The sequence below is a fragment of the Ideonella aquatica genome (genome assembly GCF_018069755.1).
GTDB classification, from domain to species: domain Bacteria; phylum Pseudomonadota; class Gammaproteobacteria; order Burkholderiales; family Burkholderiaceae_C; genus Ideonella; species Ideonella aquatica.
This window is the reverse complement of record NZ_JAGQDE010000011.1, coordinates 1-12,481: the sequence shown is the minus strand read 5'-3', so window position 1 is coordinate 12,481 and position 12,481 is coordinate 1. Positions and strand designations below refer to the sequence as shown.

7 protein-coding genes and 1 pseudogene are annotated in these 12,481 nt (G+C 69.7%); 3 read left to right on the top strand and 5 right to left on the bottom strand.

Going from position 1 to position 12,481, the window contains the following annotated elements; translation table 11 throughout:
- Nucleotides 1–40 precede the first annotated feature (40 nt).
- Nucleotides 41–1,228: an ATP-binding protein gene (locus tag KAK06_RS13230; protein WP_210802591.1), complete on the top strand. Its 1,188-nt coding sequence runs from the start codon at nucleotides 41–43 to the stop codon at nucleotides 1,226–1,228.
- On the opposite strand, the gene KAK06_RS13225 is transcribed toward KAK06_RS13230, so the two are convergent.
- From KAK06_RS13225 to cysD, 4 genes are all read right to left on the bottom strand, one after another.
- Nucleotides 1,229–3,301, bottom strand: coding sequence for a S9 family peptidase (locus tag KAK06_RS13225; protein WP_210802590.1), 2,073 nt, complete (start codon nucleotides 3,299–3,301; stop codon nucleotides 1,229–1,231).
- Nucleotides 3,302–3,351: 50 nt separating this feature from the next.
- Complete coding sequence (locus tag KAK06_RS13220) at nucleotides 3,352–5,085, bottom strand: SLC13 family permease (protein WP_210802589.1); 1,734 nt, start codon at nucleotides 5,083–5,085, stop codon at nucleotides 3,352–3,354.
- 69 nt (nucleotides 5,086–5,154) lie between these two features.
- A complete protein-coding gene (cysN, locus tag KAK06_RS13215) occupies nucleotides 5,155–7,059 on the bottom strand; it encodes a sulfate adenylyltransferase subunit CysN (RefSeq protein WP_210802588.1) in 1,905 nt (634 codons plus the stop codon).
- A gap of 44 nt (nucleotides 7,060–7,103) precedes the next feature.
- On the bottom strand, nucleotides 7,104–8,027 hold the full coding sequence (gene cysD, locus KAK06_RS24190; RefSeq protein ID WP_375140893.1) for a sulfate adenylyltransferase subunit CysD: 924 nt from the start codon (nucleotides 8,025–8,027) through the stop codon (nucleotides 7,104–7,106).
- 981 nt (nucleotides 8,028–9,008) lie between these two features.
- On the opposite strand from cysD, the gene cysQ reads away from it, so the two are divergent.
- Together cysQ and KAK06_RS24570 are read left to right on the top strand one after the other, a co-directional pair.
- The gene (gene cysQ / locus KAK06_RS13205) at nucleotides 9,009–9,788 is read left to right on the top strand and encodes a 3'(2'),5'-bisphosphate nucleotidase CysQ (RefSeq protein ID WP_210802586.1); all 780 of its coding nucleotides are present in this window, start codon (nucleotides 9,009–9,011) and stop codon (nucleotides 9,786–9,788) included.
- Between the two features lie 22 nt (nucleotides 9,789–9,810).
- Nucleotides 9,811–11,838, top strand: a complete 2,028-nt coding sequence (locus tag KAK06_RS24570; protein ID WP_210802585.1) for a capsule polysaccharide biogenesis protein — start codon at nucleotides 9,811–9,813, stop codon at nucleotides 11,836–11,838.
- A gap of 420 nt (nucleotides 11,839–12,258) precedes the next feature.
- Here the strand turns inward: KAK06_RS24570 and KAK06_RS13195 are convergent.
- Nucleotides 12,259–12,481: pseudogene (locus KAK06_RS13195) on the bottom strand (IS91 family transposase); the annotation flags it as partial.

Sequence of the window (12,481 nt, the reverse complement as noted above, 5' to 3'; positions counted from 1 at the left end):
TAACCTTGCATTTCTGCCTTCGGATGGCAGAATTACAAGGATGTTTCAGCGTTTGCTCCACGATGGGCTGCTCAGTGCGCTGCGTCGTCAGCCGTCAGTGGCGTTGCTGGGCCCGCGTCAGGTGGGCAAGACCACCTTGGCGCTGGCGGCCGGTGCGGCACTGAGCGCAGAGCGCGCGTCGGTGTACCTGGACCTGGAATCCGAGGCCGACCGGGCCAAGTTGGCGCAGCCTGAGCTGTACCTGTCGGATCATGCCGACAAGCTGGTGATCCTGGACGAGATTCACCGTGCGCCGGGCTTGTTTCCGGTGTTGCGGGGGCTGATCGACAAGGGGCGCCGCAGCGGGCGGCGGGCTGGGATGTACCTGCTGCTGGGCTCGGCTTCGGTGGAGTTGCTGGCGCAAGCGGGGGAGTCCTTGGCCGGCCGCATTGCGTTTCTTGAACTGGCGCCCTTGACCCTGGCTGAAACCGGCAGCACGGACGCCGACACCTTGTGGTTGCGCGGCGGATTTCCCGACAGCCTGCTGGCGGCCAACGATGCCGACAGCCTGGCCTGGCGGCGCGACTTCATCCGCAGCTATGTCGAACGCGAAGTCTTGCAGTTTCGCGCTGGTGTGAACGCCGATCTGTTGCGGAGACTGTGGACCATGCTGGCGCACCAGCAAGGGGGGCTGCTGAACAGCGCCGCGCTGAGCCGCAGCCTGGGCGTGGACGTCAAGCTGGTGAATGGCCTGGTGAGCCTGCTGGAGCAATTGATGCTGCTGCGCCGCTTGCCGCCCTGGCACGCCAACCTGGGCAAACGGCTGGTGCGTTCGCCAAAGCTCTATGTGCGCGACAGCGGCATCTTGCACGCCCTGCTGGGCATACCTCACAAGGAGGCTCTGCTGTCGCACCCGGCGCTGGGCGCCAGTTGGGAAACCTGGGTGATCGACAACCTGTTGACCGCAGCGGGGCCGACTACCCAAGCCCACTTCTACCGCACCGCGGCCGGCGCCGAAGTGGACCTGTTGCTCACACTGCCTGACGGCGAATGCTGGGCGGTGGAGATCAAGCGCAGCCTGAGCCCGAAGCTGGAGCGCGGTTTTCACAGCGCCTGCGCTGACCTGCAGCCCCACCGGCGCTGGCTGGTGTACCCGGGCACGGACTCCTGGCGCATGGCCAACGACGTGCAAGTGCTCCCCTTGGCCGCCCTGGTGGCGGCGCTGCAGGCGCGCAGCGCGCAGGTCTGATCAGCGCCCCGCCGGCAGCGCCTGCGCCACCCCCGGCGTGTACGCCGCCCCATGCTTGACCTGCGCGGTCGAGGCCTTGAGCGTGTCGCCGATGGGCTCGGCCCGGCCGCCCAGGCAGCGGGCGAGGAAGTTCTCGGTCACGGCGTTGAAGGCGATGGCGTTGACCGGGCGGGCAAAGCCGTGGCCTTCGTCGGGGAACAGCACGTAGGTGACGGGGATGTTGCGCTCGGCCATGGCCTGCACGATCTGGTCGGACTCGCGCACGTTCACGCGCGGGTCATTCGCGCCCTGGCCGATCAGCAGCGGGCGCACGATGCGGTCGGCGTAGGTGAGCGGGCTGCGCTCCTTGAGCAGGGCCTTGCCGGCCTCGGTGGTGGGGTCGCCCATGCGGCGGTAGAGCTGCTGGCGGAAGCTTTCCCAGTAGGGCGGGATCGATTCCAGCAGCGTGAACAGGTTGGACGGGCCGACGATGTCCACGCCGCAGGCAAAGGCGGTGGGCGTGACGGTCAGGCCGGCCAGCGTGGCGTAGCCGCCGTAGCTGCCGCCCATGATGGCCACCTGCTCGCGGGTGGTGATGCCGTTCTTGACGGCCCAGTCCACGGCGTCCAGCAGGTCGTCGTGCATGCGCCGGCCCCATTGCAGGTCACCGGCGCTGACAAAGGCCTTGCCAAAGCCGGTGGAGCCGCGGAAGTTGACCGACAGCACCGCATAGCCGCGGTTGGCCAGCCACTGGTGGTAGCTGTTGTAGCCGTGGTCGTCGCGCGCCCAGGGGCCGCCGTGGACCAGCAGCACCATCGGCACCGGCTTGGCGGGCCGGCCGCTGCCGGGCGGATCAGCGTCCTTGGGCAGCGACAGGTAGCTCACCATGGTCAGGCCGTCGCGCGCCTTCAGCTCCAGCGCCTGCATGGGCACCAGCGGCGCGCCGTCCAGCTCGGGGCGGCTGACGAACAGCGGCGTCAGGCGGCGCGCCTGGCGGTCAAACAGCACGGTGTAGGACGGCGCGGTCACCGGATCGACCGCCAGCACCCAGCGGTCGTCGGCATTGGTGCGGGCGGTCAGCGTGAAGCTGCCCTTGAGTGCGCCGCGCAGGTAGGCCAGGTCAGCCGCCACGGCCGGATCCTTGGCCACGTACTCCTCGGTGAGGTAGTTGACCTGCCAGGCCAGCACGCGGCCGTCGCGCAGATCGGTGAGCACGCTGCCGATGTCGGCGCGCGGGTCTTCGGCCACCACGCGGGTGCTGCCCGTGACCAGATCCTGGGCCACCAGGGCGGCGGTGTTGCGGCCGCGCGAGTCGGTCCAGTACAGCGTGCGGCCGTCGGGCGTGAAGCCGCGCGGGCCGGTGGTGGTGGAGTCCTCCATCGAGACACTGCTCAGCGCCGTGGCATCGACCTGGTTGTCCTTCACGCGGTGGTAGTCGGTGCCGCCGTCGGGGCGGGATTTTTCGGCCAGGCGCAGCACCAACTGTTCGTCGGCATGAAAGCCGGCCCAGCCCTGCTCGTTGCGCAGCACCAGGCTGAGCTGGCCGCTGGCCAGGTCCAGGCTGTAGATGTCGTGCCAGCGCGGATCGCGGTTGTTGATGCCCAGCAGGATGCGGTCCTGGCGCTCGCGGCTGATCTTGACGATCTGCACCCGCGTCTTCTCGAAGGGGGTGAGCAGGCGCGGCTCGCCGCCGGCCACGGGCACGCCGTAGAGCAGGAAGTTCTCGTCGCCGCCCTTGTCGTTGATGAACAGGATGCGCTGCGAATCGGGGGCCCAGAAGTACGAGCGGATGGGGCGGCTTGTCTCGGCCGTGAGGGCGCGGGCCTGCTCGGGCTGGTTGACCGGGGCCACCCAGATGTTGAGCACGCCGTCGCGCGGCGCGATCCAGCTGAGCCAGCGGCCGTCAGGGCTGATGCGGCCGGCCACCTTGCTGGGGTTGCCGAAGAAGCGGGCGCGCTCGATCAGCGGCACCTGGGCCGGGGCCGGGCTGGCGGCCGGCGCGGCGCTCTGCGCCTGGGCGCTGACGTGGGGCAGGGCGGTGAACAGGGCGGCCGACGCGGCGAGCGTGGCCGCGCGCAGGGCACGGTGCAGCATGGAGGTCCTCCTGAGAGGACCGGGTTGTAGCACGCAGCGCCGCGGCGCCTTCAGCGGAAGGGGAAGAAGACCGGGATGGCGACCAGGGCCACGGCCTGGAAGGTCAGCGCCACCGGCAGGCCGGCGCGCAGGTAGTCGCGCAGCTGGTAGCGGCCCGGGGCCATGACCATCAGGTTGGTCTGGTAGCCGTAGGGGGTGGCAAAGCTGCAGCTGGCGCCGTAGAGCACCGCCATCACAAAGGGCATGGGCGACAGGCCCAGTTGTTCGGCCACGCCCAGCGCGATCGGGAAGGCCAGCGCCGCGGCGGCGTTGTTGGTCATCAGCTCGGTGAGGATCCAGGTGGCCAGCAGCAGCACGGCCAGCGCGGCATAGGGACCGAACTGCTCGGCGCCGCTGAGCAGGCCGCCGGCCAGCAGCTTGGCGGCGCCGGTGCCCAGCATCACCTCGGAGATCACCAGCGATGACGCGATGATCATGATCAGCTCCCAGGGCACATTGCGCCGCAGGTCGGCCACCTTGGCCAGGCCGCTGGCCAGGAACAGCACCAGCAGCAGCAGCATGCCCTTGAGGAAATCCACCAGGCCGAAGGCGGCCAGCGCGATCACCGCCACAAAGCCGATCATCGACAGCCAGCCCTTGCGCGGGTCGACGAACTTCTGCACCTCGCGTTTGGAGACGATGACGAAGTTGCGGCCCAGGTTGTTGCGCTTCTCAAAGTCCTGGCCCACCACCAGCACCAGCGCGTCGCCCACCTCCAGCCGGGTGTTGCCGATGCTGCCGCCCAGGCGCTCGGCGCCGCGGCGCACGGCCACCACGGCGGCGTCGAAGTTCGAGCGGAAGTCCACCTCGCGGATGGTGCGCCGCGCCAGCGTGGAGCCGGCGGCCACCACCACCTCCACCAGGTTGGTCAGCGGCAGATCATCATGGTGGCCGTGCGGGCGCAGACCCGGGAACTGGGCCAGCAGGTCGATGCGGGTGACATCGCCGGTGAAGACCAGGATGTCGCCGGCATTGACAAAGCGGTCGGGCTCTACCGGGGCGATCAGGTTGTCGCCGCGCACGATCTCGGTCAGGAACAGGTGGCCCAGGTTGCGCAGGCCGGCCTGCTCGATGGTCTTGCCGACCAGCGGGCAGTCAGGCAGCACCTCGGCCTCGAGGAAGTAGTCGCTGGTCTCGTCCTCGGCCGGTGGTTGGGCCTTGAGCAGGCGCGGGTACAGCAGGATCATCACCGCGCCGCAGGACAGCACGATCAGGATGCCCACCGGGAACAGGTCGAACAGGTGCAGCTCGGGCATGTGCCGGCCGGCCAGCAGGCTGCTGACCAGCAGGTTGGTGCTGGTGCCCACCAGCGTGAGGATGCCGCCCAGCGTGGCGGCGTAGCACATGGGGATCAGCAGGCGCGCGGCGCTGTGCTCGCGGTTGCCCTTGAGCGGGCCGATCAACGAGGCCACCACGGCGGTGTTGTTCAGGAAGGCGCTGTACACCGCGGTGGCGCCGTAGAGCTTGACCAGCGCCCAGCGGTAGGGGCCGCGCACCAGCTTCTCGGCCATCAGCTCCAGCATGCGCGACTTGTCCAGCACGATGGACAGCAGCAGCAGCACCACCACGGTGATCAGGCCGTTGTTGGTGAACTGCTTGAGCGCGTTGCCCATGCTGATGAAGTTCAGCATGACGAACAGAAAGGCCGCGCCCGCGAACAGCGTGCCGGGCGCGCGGCGGCCGCGCACCAGCTCCACGATCAGCAGCGCCAGCGTGGCGAACACCACGGCTTGTTGCCAGCTCATGACATGACTCCGTCAGGCCGGGCGCACACGCGTGCGCCCGGTTGGGCTAGAGGCCTGGGGCTGAGCGCCTCAGTCGATGATGCCGCGCTGGCGCAGCGCCGCGATCACCGCGTCAGCAGCCTGGTCGGCCGACTGGTTCGTGGTGTTCACGCGCATCTCGGGGTTCTCGGGCGCTTCGTACGGGCTGGAGATGCCGGTGAAGTTGGTGATCTCGCCGCGGCGGGCCTTCTTGTACAGGCCCTTGACGTCGCGGTCCTCGGCCACGTCCAGCGGGGTGTCCACATAGACCTCGACGAACTCGCCCTCGCCCATCAGGCTGCGCGCCATGGCGCGCTCCGAGCGGAACGGCGAGATGAACGCGGTCAGCACGATCAGGCCGGCGTCCACCATCAGGTGCGCCACCTCGGAGATGCGGCGGATGTTCTCCACCCGGTCAGCCTCGGTGAAGCCCAGGTCCTTGTTCAGGCCGTGGCGGACGTTGTCGCCGTCGAGCAGGTAGGTGTGGCGGCCCATGGCGTGCAGCTTCTTCTCGACCAGGTTGGCGATGGTCGACTTGCCCGCGCCCGACAGGCCGGTGAACCACAGCACCGCGGGCTTCTGGCCCTTGGCGGTGGCGCGCGCGGCCTTGTCCACGTCCACATGCTGCATGTGGATGTTGTGCGAGCGGCGCAGCGCAAAGTGCAGCATGCCCGCGCCGACCGTGTTGTTGGTCAGGCGGTTGATCAGGATGAAGCCGCCGGTGTCGCGGTTGGCGGTGTAGGGGTCGAAGGCGATGGGGCGATCGAGCGCCAGGTTGACCACGCCGATCTCGTTGACCTCGAGCTGCTTGGCCGCCAGGTGCTCCATCGTGTTGACGTTGACCTTGTACTTGGGCTCGGTGATGGTGGCGGTCACCGTTTGCGTGCCCACCTTCAGCAGGTAGGGGCGGCCCGGCAGCATGGGCTCGTCGGTCATCCAGACGATGGTGGCCTCGAACTGGTCGGCCACCTCGGCGGGGCTGTCGGCGGTGGAGATGACGTCGCCGCGCGAGATGTCGATCTCGTCTTCCAGCGTGATGGTCACGCTCTGGCCGGCCACGGCCATCGGCAGGTCGCCGTGCATGGTGACGATGCGCGCCACCTTGCTCTCACGGCCCGAGGGCTGGGCGCGGATGCGGTCGCCCGGCTTGATGCTGCCGCCGGTGATGACGCCGCAGAAGCCGCGGAAGTCGAGGTTGGGGCGGTTGACCCACTGCACCGGCAGGCGGAAGGCCTCGCGCTGCTGGCGCGCCTCGTCGATCTCGCAGGTTTCCAGGAAGCCCATCAGCGTGGGGCCGTGGTACCAGGGCGTGTGCTCGCTGGCGGCCAGCATGTTGTCGCCCTTGAGGCCCGACAGCGGGATGCTGGTGATGTCGTTCAGGCCGATCTGCTTGGCGAAGACGCGGTATTCCTCGTTGATGCGGTCGAACACCTCTTGCGAGTAATCGACCAGGTCCATCTTGTTGATGGCCAGCACCACCTTGCGGATGCCGATCAGGCTGACCAGGTAGCTGTGGCGGCGGGTCTGCGTGAGCACGCCCTTGCGCGCATCGATCAGGATCACGGCCACGTCGGCGGTGGACGCGCCGGTGATCATGTTGCGCGTGTACTGCTCGTGGCCCGGGGTGTCGGCGACGATGAACTTGCGGCGGTCGGTGCTGAAGAAGCGGTAGGCCACATCGATCGTGATGCCCTGCTCGCGCTCGGCGGCCAGGCCGTCGACCAGCAGCGCGAAGTCAATGTCACCGCCCTGGGTGCCCCACTTCTTGGAGTCGTTCTCGATCGCGGCGAGCTGGTCCTCGAAGAGCATCTTCGATTCATAGAGCAGCCGGCCGATGACGGTGGACTTGCCGTCGTCCACCGAGCCGCAGGTGATGAAGCGCAGCAGGCTCTTTTTCTCGTGCTGCTTCAGGTACTTCTCGATGTCGACCGAGATCATGTCGGAAACGTGTGCCATGGTCTTTCCTGTTCGGGTAGATGTTGAAGCTGATGCGGGTGGGGTTAGAAGTACCCCTCCTGCTTCTTCTTCTCCATGGACGCGGCCGAGTCGTGGTCGATCATGCGGCCCTGGCGCTCGCTGGTCTTGGTCAGCAGCATTTCCTGGATGATCTCGGTGAGCGTGCTGGCGGTGGACTCCACCGCGCCCGACAGCGGGTAGCAGCCCAGGGTGCGGAAGCGCACGCTCTTCATCATCGGCACTTCGCCCTCGCGCAGCGGGAAGCGGTCGTCGTCCACCATGATCAGCGTGCCGTCACGGTCGACCACCGGGCGCTCGGCGGCCATGTACAGCGGCACGATGGGGATGTTTTCCAGGTAGATGTACTGCCAGATGTCCAGCTCGGTCCAGTTCGAGATGGGGAAGCAGCGGATCGACTCGCCCTTGTGCTTGCGGCCGTTGTAGAGGCGCCAGAGCTCGGGGCGCTGGTTCTTCGGGTCCCAGCGGTGCTGCGCACTGCGGAACGAGAAGATGCGCTCCTTGGCGCGGCTCTTCTCCTCGTCGCGGCGGGCGCCGCCAAAGGCCACGTCGAAGTTGTACTTGTCCAGCGCCTGCTTCAGGCCCTGGGTCTTCCACATGTCGGTGTGGATCTGCGAGCCGTGGGTGAAGGGGTTGATGCCCAGCTCCATCGCCTCGGGGTTGTGATAGACCAGCAGGTCCATGCCCGAGTCCTTGGCCATGCGGTCACGCAGCTCGTACATGGCGCGGAACTTCCAGGTGGTGTCCACGTGCAGCAGCGGGAACGGCGGCGGCGCCGGGTAGAAGGCCTTGCGCGCCAGATGCAGCATCACGGCCGAGTCCTTGCCGATCGAGTACAGCATCACCGGGTTGTCGGCTTCGGCGACAACCTCGCGCATGATGTGGATGCTCTCGGCTTCCAGGCGTTGGAGGTGGGTCAGGCTCATCGGTTTTTCCTGCGCAGATGGGATGTTGGCGACGGCGGGGCGGGCCCGGCTGTCGAAGGACGGGATGTTCGCCGCTGGCGCGGCACGCGGGGGATCGTTTGTTGTGGCGTTGGTCACGGGCGCCGCTTCGGGCGCTGTCCGGCGTATCGGCGCGATCGGGCAATCCTGAAGCGCCAGCGCGGGCTGGGTGGCCAGCCAATCGGTCAGAGTGGGCGCGCGGCGCAGGTCGGGGCCGTGCAGGGCCAGCAGCCAGGGGCCGTCGGGGTCGGCGGCCAGGCGCTCGAACAGGCGGCGCCAGCCGTCCAGCGCCGACAGGCGCTGCACCGGCAGCCAGCGCAGGCTGCCGCGAGGTGTCAGGGCGACCAGGATGCCGGCCCCTGCGGCTGCGCCACTGTGGTGCGCCAACGCGCCCACCCACAGCAGCTTGCGGTGCTGGGCGCGGGCCTCGCGCTGCAGCGCGGGCCAGCCCTCGCGCAGCCAGTCGGCGCCGGGGCCGCGCTGGGGCGCGGCGTCGGCCAGGCTGTGCAGGGCCAGGCCCCAGCGCTCCAGCAGGCGCGACAGCGCGCGCGCCTCCAGGCTCAGGCCCCAGCGCTGACGGGCCAGCGCCTGCAGCGCGGTGGTGTCCCACAGGCCGGCGGGCAGGCCCGCCGATTCAGGGGCCTGGGTCAGCGCGGCCTGGCGCAGCGCGGCCTCCTGGGCGGCGTCCAGCACGCGGCCGCTGCCGCGCGGGCGGCCACGCGCGGCCACGTCGATCGCCTGCCAGCCGCCCTGCTCGAAGGCCTGGTAGGCCTTGATGATGGTGGGCACGCTCAGGCCGGTGGCGGCCTGGATCTGGCTCAGGCTCAGACCGTCCACGCGCAGCTGCACCGCACGCCGGCGGCGTGAATTCAGCGCAGAAACGTCGGGTGCGTGCGTGGACAAGGTCTGGTCAATAAATGTTTTAGGGGTGGGAGTGTGCCATGGGCGCTGCACAATCGGGCATCCCTTGTTTGGCATGACCCCACCATGAACGCAGCCACCACCCCCGACCTGTCCGCCCTGCTGGAAAGCCTGGTGCCGCTGATCCGCGATGCGGGTCAGGTCATCATGGACATCTACGCCACCGACTTTGATGTCACCAAGAAGGGCGACGATTCGCCGGTCACCCAGGCCGATGGCCGCGCCGAGGCGGTGATCCTGGCTGGCCTGGCGCGCCTGGCCCCGGGCATCCCGGTGGTGGCCGAAGAGGCCGTGTCGGCGGGCAATATTCCGGATGTGAGTGACCGCTTCTTTCTGGTCGATCCGCTCGACGGCACCAAGGAATTCATCAGCCGCAACGGCGAGTTCACCGTGAACATCGCGCTGATCGAGCAGGGCCGCCCGGTGCTGGGTCTGGTCTATGCGCCGGCCATCGGCCGCCTGTTCGGCGGCGTGGCCGGGCAGGGCGCCTGGCTGGAAGACGCCCAGGGCCGCCGCGCCATCCGCTGCCGTGCCGTGCCGGCCGAGGGCCTGACCGTGGTGGCCAGCCGCTCGCATGGCGACGAGACCGCGCTCGACGCCTTCCTGGGGGGCCGCAAGGTGGCCTCGCGCACCAACGCCGGCTCGTCGCTGAAGCTGTGCCTGGTGGCCGCGGGCGAAGCCGACCTGTACCCGCGCCTGGGCCGCACCATGGAGTGGGACATCGCCGCCGGTGATGCGGTGCTGCGCGCCGCCGGTGGCCGCGTCACCGTGGTGGCTGACGGCGCCGACCTGCGCTACGGCAAGCCGGGCTTCGACAACCCGCACTTCGCTGCCGCCGGTCTCTGATCCGCCGCGCCGCGCCCGCGCCATGCCCGAGCTGGACGCCTGCGCGGCGCTGCTGAGCGGCCGCCGCCTGTGGGCGCCCACCGCGGGCGTGGCCCGCATCGCCACGCTGCCTGAGTTGCTGCACGGCGCACGGCTGGTGCGCTCGCCGGCCGAGGCCGACGCCGTGCTGGCCTGGGGCCGCAAGCCCAGCGCCGAGCGCGCCGAGGCCCAGGCCCGCCGCCACGGCCTGCCGCTGCTGCGGCTGGAGGACGGCTTTCTGCGCTCGCTGGCGCTGGGGCCGGACGCGCCGCCGTGGTCGGTGGTGCTGGACGACGAAGGCATTTACTACGACGCCAGCCAGCCCTCGCGCCTGGAGCGCCTGATCGCCGCTGGGGTGGACGCCGCCCAGGCCGCGCGCGCCGAGGCCCTGCGCCAGGCCTGGTGCGAGGCGCGCGTCTCCAAGTACAACCTGGCGCGTGACCGCGACCCCGCCAGCCTGGCCCAACTGGCCCGCGAGGGCGACGTGCTGGTGGTGGACCAGACCGCTGGCGACGCCGCGATCGCCCACGGCGGCGCCGACGCGCGCAGCTTTGCCCGCATGCTGGAGGCTGCGCTGGACGAGCACCCCGGCGCACGCGTGCTGTTGAAGGTGCATCCAGACGTCATGGCCGGGCGCAAGAGCGGGCATTTCTCGCCGGGCACGCTGTCGCCGGGCGCCGCGCAGCGCGTGGTGTGGCTGGCCGATCCGGTGCATCCGCCCGACCTGCTGCAGCAGGTGGCGGCGGTGTATGTGGTGACCTCGCAAATGGGCTTCGAGGCGCTGCTGTGGCGCCGGCCGCTGCGCTGCTTCGGTCTGCCCTTCTACGCCGGCTGGGGCCTCAGCCGCGACGAACAGACCCTGGCGCGCCGTCCCCCGGCGCGCCTGCAGGCGCTGGTGCATGCGGCGCTGGTGGACTATCCGCGCCAGGTGCATCCGCATGGCGGCGCGCGCTGCACGCCCGAGGCGCTGGTGCAGGCCGTGGGCTGGTTGCGCCAGCAGCGCCAGCAGGATCCCGAGCGCGTGACCGCAGTGGGTTTCTCGTGGTGGAAGCGGCCCATCCTGCAGCGTTTCATGCCGGGCAGCCAGGTGCGCTTCCAGTCGGCACGCCAGCCGCTGGCCGGGGGCGAGCACCTGGTGCTGTGGGGCCGCGCCACGCCGCCCGCCGGGGCGGCGCCGGCCAGTGTGCGGCGGGTGGAGGATGGTTTCCTGCGTTCGGTGGGCCTGGGCGCCGAGATGCGTCAGCCGCTGTCCTGGGTGATCGACGCCCAGGGCCTGTACTACGACGCCACGGCGCCGTCGCAGCTGGAGCAGTGGCTGCAGTCGGGCGAGGTGTCCGCCGCCCTGCGCGAGCGGGCGGCCGCGCTGCGCCAACGCATCCTGGCGGCGCGCCTGACCAAATACAACCTGGCCGGCCGCGCCTGGCAGCGCCCGGCCGGCGAGCGGCCGGTGCTGCTGGTGGTGGGCCAGGTGGAGGCCGACGAGTCGCTGCGCTGGGGCGCACCCGGCCTGCGCCGCAATGCCGACCTGCTGCGCGCCGCCCGCGCCGAGCGGCCCGACGCCTGGCTGGTCTACAAGCCCCACCCCGACGTGGTGGCCGGCCTGCGCCGCGCCGGTGACGGCGAGGCCAACGCCCATGCGCTGGCCGACGAGGTGGTGGTGGATGTGCCGATCGACCAGCTGCTGGATCAGGTGGATGAGGTGCATGTGCTCACTTCATTGGCGGGCTTCGAGGCCCTGCTGCGCCAGCGCCGCGTGGTCTGCTGGGGCGCGCCGTTCTACGCCGGCTGGGGCCTGACCGAGGACCGCGTGGCGCTGCCGCGGCGCCAACGCCGGCTGGATCTGGACAGCCTGGTGGCTGCCAGCCTGATCCTCTACCCGCGCTATGTGGACCCGGCCAGCGGCCTGCCCTGCCCGCCCGAGCGGGCGATCGACGCGCTACTGGCCTGGCGTGAGCGCCCGGCCGAGGGGCGCGCCCGGCGGGCGGCGCGGCGCTGGTTACTGGGGTGGGCACGCCGTTTGCGTGGGCGTTGATAGTCGCCGCAAAGCAGTCATAGGTCACGCTTTCACCCGACCGAAAGACCCCGAGGGTTCACTATGTTTAGGGTTGTGGGATACCTGCCCGCGCATGCGGCGGCGCATCGAGTCGATGCTGACCTGAGGGCAGGTGTCGCACAAGCCTCGAGGGAGGAAACCGCGGCGCATGCCACGGGCGTTGATTTGACGCGTCGGCCTATGGGGATTGCAGGTTCGGCACGTTCACTGGATGGCGCCGGCAGTGGCCTGGTGGTGTCCATTGCACGGCGGCCTTCTTGCGCTGAGGCCTGACGGAGCAAGCTTCAAGACGCGTCGTGAGGCCCGTGGAAGGCTTGCACGAACTGGCGGCGCAGGCTATCCCGGCCGAGGCGCGTCTGCGGCTTGTCGGCATCTCAACGAGGGTCGTGTTGCGGCGGTTCATGATGTCGGCGGCCCGCGGATGGTCTGTGCGCGCAGGAAGGTCTGTACCACCTGCATGGGGCCAGCACAGTGGCGACACACGAAGACAGGTGCTGGCGTAGCCAGCGCCACGGCATCTTGCGCTGCAGGCTTGGGCTCTACTTGTAGCGCCTGGCGCACCTTGGCCAGGTCGGCTCGGCGGCTGCCATTGGCCAGAAGTCCGTAGTGCCGGATGCGGTGG